General features: G+C 63.5%; 12 protein-coding genes, 1 tRNA gene and 2 pseudogenes. 11 read left to right on the top strand and 4 right to left on the bottom strand.

The window, feature by feature from the left end:
* Window positions 1-47: 47 nt before the first annotated feature.
* Window positions 48-923 (bottom strand): tRNA glutamyl-Q(34) synthetase GluQRS, encoded by an 876-nt coding sequence (gluQRS, locus tag NKH16_RS09290; RefSeq protein ID WP_352743803.1) that lies wholly within the window; start codon window positions 921-923, stop codon window positions 48-50.
* A gap of 122 nt (window positions 924-1,045) precedes the next feature.
* Between gluQRS and NKH16_RS09285 the strand changes: the two genes are divergently transcribed.
* Together NKH16_RS09285 and NKH16_RS09280 are read left to right on the top strand one after the other, a co-directional pair.
* Entirely contained in the window at window positions 1,046-1,687 is a 642-nt protein-coding gene (locus tag NKH16_RS09285; RefSeq protein WP_352743804.1) for a DNA-3-methyladenine glycosylase family protein, read from the top strand.
* Window positions 1,688-1,816: 129 nt separating this feature from the next.
* Entirely contained in the window at window positions 1,817-2,374 is a 558-nt protein-coding gene (locus NKH16_RS09280) for an HNH endonuclease (protein ID WP_023677956.1), read from the top strand.
* Between the two features lie 151 nt (window positions 2,375-2,525).
* Here the strand turns inward: NKH16_RS09280 and NKH16_RS09275 are convergent, their stop codons facing one another.
* Entirely contained in the window at window positions 2,526-3,044 is a 519-nt protein-coding gene (locus tag NKH16_RS09275) for a disulfide bond formation protein B (protein WP_352452439.1), read from the bottom strand.
* 29 nt (window positions 3,045-3,073) lie between these two features.
* Window positions 3,074-3,661, bottom strand: coding sequence for a YqaA family protein (locus NKH16_RS09270; RefSeq protein WP_023677958.1), 588 nt, complete (start codon window positions 3,659-3,661; stop codon window positions 3,074-3,076).
* A 455-nt stretch (window positions 3,662-4,116) separates the two neighbouring features.
* On the opposite strand from NKH16_RS09270, the gene NKH16_RS09265 reads away from it, so the two are divergent.
* From NKH16_RS09265 to NKH16_RS09225, 9 genes and pseudogenes are all read left to right on the top strand, one after another.
* A tRNA-Leu gene (locus tag NKH16_RS09265) sits at window positions 4,117-4,201 on the top strand.
* Between the two features lie 644 nt (window positions 4,202-4,845).
* Entirely contained in the window at window positions 4,846-6,285 is a 1,440-nt protein-coding gene (locus NKH16_RS09260) for an NAD(P)-binding domain-containing protein (RefSeq protein ID WP_352743805.1), read from the top strand.
* 24 nt (window positions 6,286-6,309) lie between these two features.
* Window positions 6,310-7,485, top strand: a complete 1,176-nt coding sequence (locus NKH16_RS09255) for an acyl-CoA dehydrogenase family protein (RefSeq protein ID WP_352899115.1) — start codon at window positions 6,310-6,312, stop codon at window positions 7,483-7,485.
* 13 nt (window positions 7,486-7,498) lie between these two features.
* Window positions 7,499-8,856: pseudogene (locus NKH16_RS09250) on the top strand (LLM class flavin-dependent oxidoreductase).
* A 7-nt stretch (window positions 8,857-8,863) separates the two neighbouring features.
* On the top strand, window positions 8,864-9,205 hold the full coding sequence (locus NKH16_RS09245) for a DUF3088 domain-containing protein (RefSeq protein WP_352743808.1): 342 nt from the start codon (window positions 8,864-8,866) through the stop codon (window positions 9,203-9,205).
* 4 nt (window positions 9,206-9,209) lie between these two features.
* A complete protein-coding gene (locus NKH16_RS09240) occupies window positions 9,210-10,391 on the top strand; it encodes an acyl-CoA dehydrogenase family protein (RefSeq protein ID WP_352449722.1) in 1,182 nt (393 codons plus the stop codon).
* Window positions 10,388-11,739, top strand: a pseudogene (locus NKH16_RS09235) (LLM class flavin-dependent oxidoreductase). The gene NKH16_RS09240 and the pseudogene NKH16_RS09235 overlap by 4 nt, the downstream one beginning before the upstream one ends.
* Before the next feature lie 74 nt (window positions 11,740-11,813).
* Complete coding sequence (locus NKH16_RS09230) at window positions 11,814-12,926, top strand: LLM class flavin-dependent oxidoreductase (RefSeq protein WP_352899111.1); 1,113 nt, start codon at window positions 11,814-11,816, stop codon at window positions 12,924-12,926.
* Window positions 12,927-13,065: 139 nt separating this feature from the next.
* The gene (locus NKH16_RS09225) at window positions 13,066-13,923 is read left to right on the top strand and encodes an NADPH-dependent oxidoreductase (RefSeq protein WP_352899109.1); all 858 of its coding nucleotides are present in this window, start codon (window positions 13,066-13,068) and stop codon (window positions 13,921-13,923) included.
* Between the two features lie 29 nt (window positions 13,924-13,952).
* Here NKH16_RS09225 and gcvA read toward each other — a convergent pair whose 3' ends face one another.
* A complete protein-coding gene (gene gcvA, locus NKH16_RS09220; protein WP_352743816.1) occupies window positions 13,953-14,963 on the bottom strand; it encodes a transcriptional regulator GcvA in 1,011 nt (336 codons plus the stop codon).
* Window positions 14,964-15,155 lie beyond the last annotated feature (192 nt).

Below are 15,155 nucleotides of genomic sequence, written 5' to 3'. Positions count from 1 at the left end.
TTGAATTGAAGGAGCGCCGTTGATGGCCGCGAGCTCACCGGTCTAGTCTAGAGACCGACCAGCCGCTTGAGATCGGCGGGCGATGCGCCCGCCTTACGCTGGGCGGCAAGGCCGGTATCGCCAAGGCTCTTCGACAGTTTTCGTCCGTCCGGGCCGAGGATCAGGCGATGGTGAAAATAGGCCGGCTGCGGCAGGCCAAGCAGTTGCTGAAGCAGCCGCTGCACGCTGGTCGCGGAATAAAGGTCCTGGCCGCGCACGACATGGCTGACGCCCTGCAGCGCGTCGTCCATGGTGACGGCGAGGTGATAACTGGTCGGGATTTCGCGGCGCGCCACGACCACGTCGCCCCAATCCTGCGGATGGGCTTCGACACGACACGTCGCGGAGAGCGTCTCGTCCGTGTATTCGGCCCATGACAGGTCCTTGCCGGCGCGCGCTATTGCAGCATCGACGTCCAGCCGCCAGGCAAATGGCACATTTTCGGCGGCGCGCCGCTTGCGTTCGCTCGCCGTCAACGCCTTGTCGGCGGCGGGATAGAGCGGCACGCCGTCCGGGTCGCGCGGCCAGTCGCGGCCACGCTTCTCGCTGTCGGCGATAAAGGCGCGGATCTCACTTCTGCTCATGAAGGCCGGGTAGACAAGTTCTTCCTTGATCAGCCGCTCGAGCATCGCCCGATATTCGGCAAAATGCTCGGACTGGCGGCGCACCGGTTCCTCCCAGCCAAGCCCCAGCCATTTCAGGTCGCGAAAAATGCCTGCCTCGAATTCCGGCGTGCAGCGCGTCGTGTCGATATCCTCGATGCGCAGCAGCAGGCGTCCGCCCGCCGCCTTTGCCAATTTCTGATTGAGCAGCGCCGAATAGGCATGGCCGAGATGCAGTTCGCCGTTCGGGCTCGGCGCGAAGCGGAATGTCAGCAGTGTCATTGTCCGGCGGCAATCGGGTTGTGTGGCGCTATCGCCAATTGCTACTTTGCGCCGGTGGCGTCGTGCGTCCAGAGGGACACGTGACGAAGCGTGCGGCACTTTTGATTTTGGAACAAGCAGACATGCAACGCATCGCCAATCTCGACGACATTGCGCAAGGGCTGGATAGGCTATGCTTGCTCGACCCACGCCTGGAAAAAGTGCGCGGCATGGCCGGCGAGGTGCCGCTCAGGCTGTCGGAGCCGGGGTTCAGGAGCCTTGCTTCCATCGTCGTTTCGCAACAAGTGTCCCGCGCGAGCGCCGACGCCATCTTCGGCCGGCTGACGAGACTGCTCGATCCGCTGACGCCGCAGGCGATACTTGCCGCCGACGAGGCGATCTTCCGCGAGGCCGGGCTGTCGCGGCCCAAGCAGCGCGGCCTGGTTGCCGTCGCCCGGGCGGTGGCCGAGGGACTCGACCTCGATCACCTGTGCCGGCTCGATGCAAGCGAGGCGATCGCGGCCATGACCAAGGTGCCGGGCATCGGCTCGTGGACGGCTGAAGTCTACCTTTTGTTTGCCGCCGGACACCCAGATATCTTTCCGGCGCGCGACGTTGCATTGCAGAGCGCGGTCGGCCATGCACTCGGCATCGACCCGCGTCCGCCGGAGAAAATGCTGATCCGGCTTGCCGAATCATGGAGCCCGTGGCGCGGTGTCGCATCGCGGCTTTTCTGGGCTTATTATCGCGAATTGAAGGGCAGGGATGCCGCGCCTCCGGCCTGAATCCGCAAAAAAGCATTGAAATCATGCGTTTTTGAGACCCGGCATGATCGACAATCCGCTTCACATCCCTGTCATGTCGGGCTTACAGTATCCGCGTCGACCGGTTCTAGGGTGAAGGAGGTCAACGACGTGACGGTTGCCGTATCTCCGGATGGGCTTCCAGCGCTGGTGCTGAATGCGGATTACCGTCCGCTCAGCTATTACCCCCTGTCGCTCTGGTCCTGGCAGGATGCCATCAAGGCGGTGTTCCTCGAGAGGGTGAACATCGTCGCCGAATACGAACACGCCGTCTCTTCACCGACCTTTTCGATGAAGCTGCCGAGCGTCGTCAGCCTGAAGGCTTACGTGAAGCCGTCGAGGCATCCGGCGTTTACCCGTTTCAACGTCTTCCTGCGTGACCGTTTCCAATGCCAATATTGCGGCACGCCGGACGATCTGACGTTCGACCATGTCATTCCTCGCCATCGCGGCGGCGCCACGACCTGGGAGAATGTCGTCGCTGCCTGCTCGCCCTGCAATCTGAGGAAGGGCGGCATGATGCCGGCCCACGCCAAGATGTGGCCGCTGCAGAAGCCCTACCAGCCGACGGTGCATGATTTGCATAATAACGGCCGGCTGTTCCCGCCCAACCATCTACACGAAAGCTGGATGGATTATCTGTACTGGGATGTCGAACTCGAACCATAGAGTTCGGCAGAAATCCGCCATGCCGGTCGCCTGACGCAGCTTTCTGCGCTTCCGGTGCTCACGTACTTTAGTACGCTCCGCTCCGGTTCTCGAAAGCCACGTCATGCACTCCGGCCTGACGAATTTCTGGACGAACTCTGCGTTGTGCCGCTCAGTCGCGGGCGAAGGCGCTGCGGAAGGCTACGACCGTCAGGACAAAGCTGGCGATGGCGTTCCAGCCGGCCAGCGACAGGCCGAGAATGCGGAGCGCCGCCTTGTCGCAGGAGGGCGGGACGAATTTGTCGAGCGCATCGAGCACGCCCTTGCCGCCGGTGTCCACCGGCCCGGCGGCTGCGGTGCAATCGGTCGGGCCTGGCCACCACGCCCATTCGACGCCGGAGTGATAAACGCCGAGATAGACGCCGTAGAGCATCAGCAGGCCGCCAATAGCCAGCAGGCCACGGCTTACCCAGGCTGGCGCGTGAAGAGCCGACGCAAGCACCGCCAGCAGCATCAAGGGCACGCCGACGTAGTAAGGCGTGCGCTGCTCGAGGCAGAGCTTGCAGGGGATGTAGCCGCCGAGATACTGGAAGGCCAGCGCCGAGCCGACCGTGGCGGCCATGGCGACAGCGAGAAACAGGGCGGTGCGCAGCCGCTGGCGTCCGGTATCGGCATTCACGGTCGCTGTCATCGGACTCAGTCCATTCGGTTCGATGCCGTTCAGACGGCGTATTTGACGACAATATAGAGCAAAATCAGGGCAGCGGCGGCGGCGCCTGCAATCTGGCCAAGGCGCTTTTCGATGAAGTGGCGGATCGGCTCGCCATAGCGGCGCAACAGCCACGCGAGAAACAGGAAGCGAGCACCGCGCGCCACGATTGCCAGCACGATGAACAGCAGCAAAGGAACACCGATGACGCCCGACAGGATCGTCACAACCTTGATCGGCGGCAGATGGGCGAGGCCGGAGGTGACCAGCATCAGGATGATGAAGCCGACACCCGATGAGACGCGCATCGCTTCGAACTCGTCATATTTGCCATAAAATTCGAGGATCGGCCGCGCCACCGCATCATAGGCATAATGGCCGATGAACCAGCCGGCGATGCCGCCCAGCACCGAGGCGACGGTGGCGACCAGCGCGTAACGATAGGCGCGATCCGGCCGCGACAGCGCCATCGGCAGATAGAGGACGTCGGCCGGCACCAGGAACACCGAGCTCTCGACGAAGGCGATGAAGGCCAGCCACCATTCGGCGGATTTGCTCGCCGCCAGCGACAAGGTCCAGTCGTAAAGTCCGCGAAGCATCGGCACTCCTAATGCACGCCCAAACCAGAAGCGGTCTTGGGATCACGACATGTACAAACAAGACTTGGAAGCGCCCCGCATCAACCTCGTCGGACAAGGTGCGCTTCAATGACATGCGCCGCCTGTCTAGAAAGATTTTCCGCGCTGCACAATGGCAGCTGCTTCACGAAATCGAAAGGCTCGCGTCGAGCGAGACCGCTTCTCAGGATTTGGCCAGTTGACGAACAGGCCTCCAGCCGTATAGTCCGCGCCCATCCAGGCCGCCCGGCCTGAGCCCCTATGGCGGAATTGGTAGACGCGCTCGACTCAAAATCAGGATGCGTCTACCGTCAGCCCGCAGGGTAATAGGATTGGAGGTCAATAGGTTAGGAGTTAAGGGCCGCTTAATTCTCGAACTGCCACCCGCTACCTAGGTGCAGCATGAGAGCGTTGAGAGGTAAATGAGTTAGCGCCTTGCGGGTGTGGTGAAACTGGTAGACGCGCTGGATTCAAAATCCAGTTCCGAAAGGAGTGTCGGTTCGAGCCCGACCACCCGCACCAACTATCGGCCAACGAACTTTGAGAACGGCGATCATTTCACTGTCGCACCATAGTTCGAATCGTGTCTGCCGCCCCACCTGTACCAAGATACTCCGCAATGTCCGGTGATGGATGGGACAGATCAATAAATAAAACCAATATGTTATGAGAGATCGTGTGCAAAAACTGCACAGGAAGGTTCCGCTACTCTTCTGTTTTCATTCCTGCGATGGAGTAGCCGACGGGCCTCTTGGGACGCCTGTTGAATAGCTGCGCTGTCCTATCCTGCGAGGACCGTTGCTGATGTATCCGCGATCTGCCGTCTGTCAGATGGCGGACGCCACACATGTCGGGCGACCAAGATCAAGCTTGATCCCGCTGACCACGCGACGCCGCCGATGTGCTCGACACCAATGCCCGACTGCATCGGCGTATTGCGCGTGAGCCGTAAGAAATAAAAATGACCAGTGCGCTTGCGCCCGCTGCAATATCAAAAAAGATGCTCCGGCTTCAGGGAGGCCACACGCACCGCCCATTCGTCGGCTGTGAAAGCGCGTCGTTGCAATGCAAGTGAAAAAAACTACCGGCCACTCAAAGCGAACATTACTGGACTGTTTGCCGGCCGAGGCGGAGTCTGATGAGGCTCAACTTCAGCCGGGACCGAAATGGCCTTACCGACCGATCCAGATCACCACGCCCGGGAAACGCTCCGGCTGATCGGCCCCGATCCGCAGAACTGGGTGCCGGACCGGGAAGGCATCGACCACAATGTCTTCATCGTTGGCGGTGGGCAGACGGGGGCGACCTTTGCCTTCGCGTTGAGGCGTGCCGGCATCGGCAAGGTTACTGTCGTCGACGCGGCACCGGATGAAAGCAAGGCCGGCATCTGGTTCACTCATGCACGGATGAACCGGCTGCGAACGCCAAAGGGCTTGCCGGGGCCGGAACTCGGCTTGCCGGGCTTGAGCTTTCAGTCCTGGTACGAAGCCCGCCACGGTGCGGAAGCCTATGCCGGATTCGACCGCATCGCACGGACGGATTGGGCGAACTACCTGAAATGGTATCGCGCGTTCCTCGGTATCGGCATCCGTTACGGCACGCGTCTCATTCGCATCGAGCCGGCCGGCGGGCATTTTCGCCTCCACCTCGAAGCCGACGGCACGCCATCGGTCGAAACGGCGCGCAAGATCATTCTGGCCAATGGCTTTGGCGGCAGCGGCGGTCCAGTGATACCGGCGGTACTTGCCGCCTTGCCGCGGGGCCTTGTCGCACACAGTTCGGCGGCAATCGATTTTGCCTCGCTCAAGGGCAAGGCAATGGCTGTCGTCGGGTCGGCGGCTTCGGCATTCGATGCGGCCGGAGCTGCCCTTGAGGCCGGCGCGAAATCGGTGCGTCTCTTTGCCCGCCGCAACAGCATTGCCAGTGTGCCGATCAACCGCGTGCGCGGCTATCCCGGCGCCTATGACAATTATCCTCGGCTGCCCGATGCGGTGCGCTGGCGCCAGGCATTGCGCTTCCGCGAGGCCGGTTCAACGCCGCCGCTCGATGCGGTGGAGCGGGCGGTGCGGCACCAGAATTTTCATCTCCATCTCGGTGCCCCCTGGACAAATGCGGATGTCGAAGACGGCAAGGTCGTCACCGATATCGCAGGCGAGACGTTTGCGTTCGACTTCGTCGTCGCCGGCACCGGCTATTTCGCCGACCCGACGCGCAAGCCTGAGTTCGCCGATTTCGCCGCCACCATCCGGCTATGGCGCGACCAGTACGCGCCGCCGGAAGCAGAGCTGGATGAATTTTTCGGCGCCCATCCCTATCTCGGCCTCGGCCATGAATTCCTCGAGAAGGCGCCGGGCGAAGCACCGTTCCTGAAGAATATCCATGTCTTCAATCCCGGCGGCTTCGTCAGTTTCGGCCTGCCGATCGGCGATGTTCCGTCGATCAGGCGCGATGTACCGGCCGTGGTGGCGCGCATTAGCCGCGATCTCTTCCTCGCCGATCTCGACAGCCATGAGAGCCGCATAACCGGGAGCCATCCGGCCGAGTTCGGCGAAGACACCTATGCCGCTTCCGTCTGGCGGCCGGCGCAGACCATCGCGGCGGAATAGACGCGTTTCCATGGACAAACGCCGATGACCTTCAGCCCTGACCTTTCCGACCCGTTCGTCGCCACGGCGGTCGAACTGCGCGATATCTTCGATCGGGATGCCGTGGCGCGCGACAAGGCCGGCGGGCGGCCGCTCGAGCAAATCCGCCTTTTGAAGGAAAGCGGCCTGCCGTCGGCGCAGATTCCCAAGCACTATGGCGGCAAGGGCGCGTCGTGGCTGTCGGTGCTTCGCGTCATGCGCGAATTCGCCCGCACCGACGGCTCGCTCGCCCATCTCTACGGCTATCATCATCTGCCGCTCAACGGCGTGCTGTTTCGTGGCACGGACGCGCAGAAGGACCGGCTGCTGACGTGCTCGGCCCGCGAGAACTGGGTCTGGGGCAATTCCGGCAACGCCATGTCGAAGACGTCGACGGCCAGGCGCAACGGCAGGGGCTGGATTCTGAGTGGCTTTCGGCCGTTCTCTTCCGGGTCGCACATTGCCGACTACATCCAGGTCGCCTGGGAAGACGGTCAGGACCGGCTGGTGGCAGCGATCCCGGCCGATCGTGAGGGCATCGTCGTCGAGGATGACTGGGATGGTGTCGGCCAGCGGCAGACCGGCAGCGGCAAGGTGACATTCAAGGACGTGCATGTCGGCGACGACGAACTGATCGGCTCGCCAGCGGTGCCGCTGACGCCGTTCCAGACGCTGACGTCACTGTTCCAGCAGGCGGTCCTGCTCAACCTGTTCGTCGGCAGCGCGCAAGGAGCGCTGAGCGAAGGCCGCGACTATACGGTCTCGCAATCGCGCCCCTGGGTCTATTCCGGCTATGAGAAACATACCGACGATCCGTTCGTGCAACGCAAATATGGCGACCTCTATATCCGCACGCTCGCCGCGGCCGAACTGGCCGATATAGCAGCATGCAGCCTCGATGCCGCCTATGGCCAGGGCGAGGCGTTGACCCTGGAGCAGCGCGGGCAGACGGCGATCGATCTCGCCACCGCCAATGTCTACGCCGGACAAATCGGCCTCGATGCGTCGAGCGAGGTTTTCGAGGTGATGGGCGCCCGCTCAGCCACCAAGGCCAACGGCTACGACAGGTTCTGGCGCAACGTGCGCACGCACACGCTGCACAATCCGGCCGAATACAAGAAGCGCACGATCGGCACCTGGTTGCTCACCGGGGAATTGCCGGTCGGCGGATTGTATCGCTGAGGAGGCACGGAACATGGCCAGGCGCAAGGACAAGCTCAAGCTTGGAGCCTTTCTTCTCTTCACCGGCCACCATGTCGCAGCCTGGCGCCACCCGGAGGCAGGAGAAGGGGCCAGCCTCAACGACTATGTCGAGCTGGCCCGGCTGGCGGAAGCAGCCAAGTTCGACACGATCTTCTTCGCCGACGGCGTCGCGGCGCGGCTGAAGGATATGGAGGCCGCCAGCCGCAAGGCGCATAGCGGCGTCTATCCGTTCGAGCCGATCACGCTGCTGTCGGCACTGTCGGCTGTGACCAGGAACATCGGCCTCATCGCCACGGCGTCGACCAGTTTTTCCGATCCCTACAATCTGGCCCGCCAGTTCGCGTCGCTCGACCATCTGAGCGGCGGGCGGGCCGGCTGGAATCTGGTCACTTCGTCCGATCCGGAGGCAGCGTTCAATTTCGGTCACGAGACGCATATCCAGCATGGCGAGCGCTACGACCGCGCCGAGGAATTCGCCGATGTCGTGCTCGGTCTGTGGGACAGCTGGGAAGATGACGCCTTCCCGCGCGACAGAGCAATCGGGCGCTATTTCGACAAGGACAAGCTTCACGTGCTGAACCACAAGGGCCAGCACTTCAAGGTGCGTGGTCCGCTGAACACGCCGCGAACGCCGCAAGGTCATCCGGTCGTGGTCCAGGCCGGGGCGTGTCGGATCCGGGCAAAGAGCTGGCGGCGCGCACGGCGGAAGCGATCTTCGCCGCGCAGATCACGCTCGACGAAGCAACCGCCTTCTACGCAGACGTCAAGGGCAGGCTCGGCAAATACGGCCGCTCGGAGGATGATCTGAAGGTCCTGCCTGGCATCTTCCCGGTCGTCGGCCGCACCGAAGCCGAGGCGCGGGAGAAGTTCGAACAGCTGCAGGATCTCATCCAGCCGGAAGTCGGCCTCGGTCTGGTCTCGGCGCTGGCCGGCGGCTTCGACCTCAGCGCCTATCCGCTCGACGGGCCGGTGCCTGAATTGCCGGAGACCAATGCCGGCAAGAGCCGGCAAGCGCTGGTGATCGATCTGGCGCGGCGCGAGAACCTGACGATCCGGCAGCTCTATCTGCGCATCGCAGGCGCCCGCGGCCACTGGCAGGTGGTCGGCACGCCGCAACAGATCGCTGACACCATGGAAGAGCGGTTCGAGAATTACGGCGCCGACGGCTTCAACATCATGGCGCCGATCATGCCTGGCGGCCTGAAGGATTTCATCGAACTGGTGGTGCCGGAACTGCGCCGCCGTGGCCTGTTCCGCGATGAGTATGAGGGCAGCACCTTGCGCGACAATCTCGGCCTGAAGCGGCCGGCAAACCGCTTTTCGCGGCATGCCGCGGCGGCTGCGGAGTAGGCCGGCAATGGCGCGCGACACGCTCTTTCTCATCCAGCCGGGTTTCGCCGACCCAAAGCAGCCGGGCCAGACGTTCGTCTGCCCCTATTGCAACCAGGTTGAGGGATTGCTCGCAGCCTTTCCCGATCTCGCCGCCAGACTCGACGTTGAGCGCGTGCCGTTTTCGAGGCCGAGAGGCAAGGTGATCGACGCGCTCGGCGAACGGCACCAGTCGCTGCCTGTGCTGATCATCGGCAGCGATCCGCTCGTCGACTTGCCGACGGCCAAGGGCAAGATCTTCGCCGATGACACCAGGCGCATTCTTGCACTGCTTGCCGAGCGCCACGGCTTCCCGCATCTGCATGAGTGAGACGATGACCTTCGATCCCGACATCTCCAATCCATGGATCGCCAGGGCGGTCGAGCTGCGCGACATCTTTGCCCGCGATGCGGTCGAGCGCGACCAGCTTGGCGGCAGGCCCGTCGAACAGATCCGTCTGCTCAAGCAAAGCGGCCTGCTCACCATCCTTATTCCCAAGGAGTTCGGCGGCGCCGGCGAACCCTATTCGACAGCGCTGAAGATCGGCCGCGAGTTCGCCAAGGTCGACGGCTCGATCGGCCATATTTACGGTTACCATTTCAGCGCACTGATCGCCGCCAGGCTCAATTCGGACGAACCGCGCTCAGCCGATCTGCTACGGCGTTCGGCTGCCGGCGACTGGTTCTGGGGCAACACCGGCAACAGTTTTTCCAAAACGCTGTTCGGCCGCAAAGATGGCGAGTGGACGATCGTCAACGGCTTCAAACCCTTCGCCTCCGGCTCTCATGTCGCCGACTATCTTTCGACCTCGTGGGAAGACGAGGTCAGCGGCGAGAGGAAATTCGCGGCGATCCCCGCGAACCGCGAAGGCATCACCGCTCTCGACGACTGGGACGGCATCGGCCAGACGCAGACCGGCAGCGGCAAGGTCGCCTACAAGGACGTCAGGATCCACGACAGCGAGTTGGTGCGCGGTTGGGTCGACGCGTCGTTGCCAATCCGCACCATCGGCCCGCTGCAGCAGCAGAGCGTGTTGCTCAATGTCTTTGTCGGCACGGCCCAGGGCGCGCTGCTGGCGGCGCGAGATTATACGCTCAACAGTTCGCGGCCGTGGATGTATTCCGGCGTCGAGCGCCATATCGACGATCCATGGATCAAGCGGCAGTATGGCGAGCTCTGGGTCAAGACGCGGGCGGCGACGGCGCTGGCCGATCGCGCGGCGACGGCGATCGATCATGCGATCGCGCGCGGCAAGGCGCTGACCGAGCAAGAACGGGGTGAGGCGGCGGTTGCCGTCGCCGCGGCCAATGTGCTGGCAGGCGATGTCGCGCTCGAAGTCACGACCGAGATATTCGAGGTGATGGGTGCCCGCTCCGCAGTGCGCAAATACGGCTTCGACCGCTTCTGGCGCAACGCACGCATTCACACCTTGCACAACCCTGCCGAATATAAGACCCGCACCGTCGGCACCTGGTATCTGACCGGCGCTTATCCCGAGCCCGGCGTCTTTCGATGAGCGGCCGGCAGCTCCATCTCAACGTCAACATCCTGCATGCCGGCTTCTCGCCGGCGGCATGGCGGATGGACGGCGTCGACCCCTATGCCGCCTTCACCGTCGACCACTATGTGCAGGTGGCGAAGATCGCAGAGCGCGCAACGCTCGACGCCGTATTCCTTGCCGACCAGGCAGCAATCTCGGACCGCATTGACTATCGGCCGATCACATCTCTGGAGCCGACGATTGTGCTGGCAACGGTAGCCGCCGCGACCGAGCGCATCGGCCTGATCGCCACGGTAACAGCTTCAACGAACCCTACAACATCGCCCGTCGTTTCGCGACGCTCGACCATGTCAGCGGCGGGCGTATCGGCTGGAACATCGTGACCACGGCCGACCCGGCCTCGGCCCGCAATTTCGGCCTGACGGGTGCGATCGATCATGGCCGGCGTTACGAGCGGGCGGCGGAATTCGCTGACATCGTCAAGGCATTGTGGGACAGCTGGGAGGACGATGCCTTTATCGGCGACGTCGCCAGCGGGCGCTTCGTCGATGCCGCCAAGGTTCATGCCATCGAGCACAAGGGCGCGCATTTTTCGGTGTATGGGCCGCACAATGTGCCGCGCTCTCCGCAAGGGCATCCGGTAGTCGTCCAGGCCGGCGGGTCCGATGACGGCAAGGACCTCGCCGCCCGCCACGCCGAAGCCGTGTTTTCCGCATCGCAATCTTTCGAGGAAGCGCACGGCTATGCGCGCGAACTTAAGGCGCGTGCCGTCGCCTATGGCCGCACCGGCGGCGTGCCGCTCAACCTCGCCGGCCTAGCCACCATCATCGGCAGCACAGAGGCGGAAGCGGAGCGGCGGCAAGAAGAGCTGTGGGATCGCATTCCGCTCGACTACAGCCTTGGGCGGCTGTCCGGCGTGCTCGGCATCGATCGCGAGCGGCTGAAGCTCGACGAGAAGCTGCCAGAAGGGATTCAACTGCCCCCCAATGGCGGCCACACCTTCTTCAAGGCCACGCTCGCGCTCGCGCGCAGCAATGATTTCACCGTGCGGGAATTGATCCGGGCGCTGAACGGCAGCACCGGCCACCGCACCATCGTCGGCACGCCGGAGCAGATCGCCGATGATATCGAAAGATGGTTTGTCGCCGGCGCCGCCGACGGCCTCAACCTGATGCCGGACGTGCTGCCGACCGGACTGGAGGTCTTTGTCGATACGGTGGTGCCGATCCTGCGCCGGCGAGGGCTGTTCCGAACGGAATATGAAGGGGGCACGCTGCGCGACCATCTCGGCCTTGCCCGGCCCGAAAGCCGCTTTGCACCGCAGCCGAGCAAGGCGCCAGGGCTGCTAGGGGCAGCCCTTTGAATGATCATCAAAATACAACGGAGCGGAAGGTCCTGCCACTGACCTCCATGCCCGGCCAAAATACAGGCCCGACAATGAGCGCTGATACCGAATTTCTTTGGTACATCCCGAACCACGTCGATCCCGGTCACCGCGGCGAGCCGGCCGTCGAGGACCACAACAGCCTGGAGACGCTGACCAGCCACGCGAAGGCGCTTGAGGAGCATGGCTGGAAGGGCGCGCTGATCGGTACCGGCTGGGGTCGGCCCGACACTTTTACTGTCGCGGCCTCCCTCGCCGCGCGGACCACCTCCTTCGAGCCGCTCATCGCGATCCGCCCGGGTTACTGGCGGCCGGCGCACTTCGCATCCGCCGTAGCCACGCTCGACCAGCTGACCGCCGGTCGCGTGCGTATCAACATAGTGTCAGGCAAGGACAACCTCGCTGCGTATGGCGACAGCGAAGGTGACCAGATACATCGCTATGCCCGTACCAGAGAGTTCATGCGCCTGGTTCGCAGACTTTGGACTGAAGAGAACGTGACCTTTGCGGGCGAGCACTTCCAGGTCACTGGCTCTACCGTGATGCCCCGCATCCATGTCCGTGGCGATCGTCGCCATCCCAAGCTCTACTTCGGCGGCGCGTCGGAGGCGGCAGAGCGGGTGTCGGCCAGCGAGGCGGATGTCCAGCTCTTCTGGGGCGAGCCGCTCGACGGCGTCAGGGAGCGGATCGAACGGCTCAAAGCCTTGAGCAGGGAACTCGACCGAGACCTCCCGCCTCTGGAGTTCGGGTTGCGGGTCACCACGCTGGTCCGCGACACCGCTGGGCAGGCCTGGGCGGACGCAGAAGCGAAGGTCGACGAGATGGCCAAGGGCCAGGGAGCCGGCTGGAACGATCACGGTCGGGCGGTAGCGGTGGGCCAGCAGCGTCTGCTCGATCTGCACGCGCGCGGCGAGGTGCTGGACGACAATCTCTATACTGCGCCGGGCAAATATGGCGGCGGCGGCGCTGGCACCACCTGGCTGGTCGGCTCGGCCGCCGACGTCGCCCGCTCGCTCGGCAGATACCGGGATCTGGGCATTAAGCATTTCGTGCTCTCGGACACGCCGTATTTTTCCGAGATCAAGCGGCAGGGCGATCAGTTGCTTCCGCTATTGCGCAATGGGGCCGAAGCCGCGCTTCTTGAACCGGCAAAAGCCGGCGAGTGAAGCAGCGCGCGAGGAAGGGTTTGGATGAAGAGAACGATTTTGGGTCCGCAAGGCCCGCATGTGAGTTCGATCTGCCTGGGATCAATGACCTGGGGTCGTCAGAACACCGAATAAGCCAGATTACCAAGCAGGGAAGACGATGTCACAGCCGGCCCTCAGCATCCGCCCTTCCGACGCCGACCTGCGTGGTGAAGCGGCGCTGCGGCGGCGTTACCGGGCGCCGCAACATACGCACACCGGAAACTGGAACGAAGCCCTCGAGGCGATCCTTTCGCATCGCTCGGTCCGCAATTATCTCGCCAAGCCTTTGCCCGAAGGGACGCTGGAACTGATCGTCGCCGCCGCCCAGTCGGCGCCGACTTCTTCCAATCTCCAGGCGTGGAGCGTCATCGCAGTCGAGGATCCGGCGCGCAAGGCGCGGCTTGCCGGACTGGCGGCGATCAATCGCCATATCGAGCAGGCGCCGCTGCTGCTGGTCTGGCTGGCCGACCTGTCGCGGCTGCGCGCCATTGCCGAGGCAAACGGCCGGGAGGGCGAGGGGCTCGACTATCAGGAGAGTTTTCTGCTGGCCGTGATCGACGCCGCACTTGCCGCGCAGAATGCCGTGGTGGCGATCGATGCGCTCGGGCTCGGCTCCTGCTACATCGGCGCCATGCGCAATCATCCGCAGGAGGTGGCACGCGAACTCGGTCTGCCGCCGGAAACCGTGGCGGTGTTCGGCCTGACCGTCGGCTATCCCGATCTCCTGGCTGCGACTGACATCAAACCCAGACTGCCGCAGGCTGTGGTGCTGCACCGCGAGCGCTATCGATCAGAGCCCGATCCGGACGATCTTGCAGCCTACAACCAGAGGCTTCGTTCATTCCAGCAGGAGCAGGCGATGCCTGTGGTGGACTGGACAGAGTTGGTTTCGAACCGCATCGGCAGCAAAGCGGCGCTGAAAGGCCGTAATCACCTGGGCGAAGTGCTCAAAGCGCTGGGCTTCAAGCTCAAATAGGCGCGCGCCCTCGCGAGACCGCGGCGCGGCTATTCGGCCGCGATAATGGCGATGCGCGCCGGAAGCGCCGCCGGCGGTGGGAAGTCGAGAGCGCCGAGCTGGCGCGCCTCGGCCTTCAGCCAGGCATGAAAGCGCTCGACCGTCGCCAGCTTCGCCTTGTGCGGCGTCGTCGCGAAATAATAGGAAAACTCGACCGGCTGCGGCGAGCCGAATGGGCTGACCAGACGCCCCGCGGCAAGGTCGGGTTCGGCCAGCCGAAATTTGCCAAGACCGATGCCCTTGCCGGCAGCAGCGGCGTCGAGAACCAGCGAGGACTGGCTAAGCCGTATGCCGCCCTCGACAAGCCGGCCGGACAGGTCGTTGGATCTCAGCCAGCCCTTCCAGTCAGGGCAGCTTGGATCGCGTTCCGGACCGTCCTCATGCAGGATCGGTGCGTCACGCAGCCCCTCCGGCCCGCGATAGAGACCGTGCATGCGAGCAAATTCCGGGCTGCAGACGGGCAGCACCGCTTCTGAAAACAGCCGTTCCGTGACGAGGCCGCTATAGGCGCCCGACCCGTAGCGGATGACACAGTCGACGTCTTCGCTGGCAAAGTCGGCAAGCCTGGTTGATGCGTCGACCAGCACTTCTAGGCCGGGTACCGCGTCGCGCAGTGCGTCGAGGCGCGGGATCAGCCATTTGCTGGCGAAGGAGGGCGCGACCGACACTTTGATCGGCGCATCCTCCTCGTCGCCGGAAATCCGCGCGACCGACTCGACAACGACGTCGAAAGCCTCGGTGAGGCCGGGCATCAGCGCCTGGCCGGCCGACGTCAGCAGAAGCTCGCCGCGGTTGCGATGGAACAGCGGTTGACCGAGGTGATCCTCGAGCAGGCGGATCTGCTGGCCGATGGCGGCAGGCGTCACATGGAGTTCTTCGGCCGCCCGCGTAAAGCTCAGGTGGCGGGCGGTTGCGACAAAAGCGCGAAGCGACGTCAGCGGCGGAAGCCTCGCCAGCGTCGGCCGCAGCCTCCTTGATTTTGCGCGAATGAGATCGACCATGGAGCGCATTCAACACGTTCAGGCCCGGCGCGACGAGGCCGGGCTTTGCGCCAAAGTGCCCGGTGGAAAATTTCGTTTGCCGCAGCGTCGCGGCAGCGGGAACGGAAATCTAAAAAATCGTAATGTCTACAATTCTTGTAGAGATAAGATCGGAGCGCTGATTTGGGCGTCGAGCAGCTTTGCCAGATCCTG

The organism is Mesorhizobium sp. M1307 (assembly GCF_040318155.1).
In the GTDB taxonomy this organism is placed as follows: Bacteria; Pseudomonadota; Alphaproteobacteria; order Rhizobiales; family Rhizobiaceae; genus Mesorhizobium.
The sequence above is the reverse complement of the archived record's forward strand: the minus strand, read 5'-3'. Positions and strand labels throughout refer to the sequence as shown.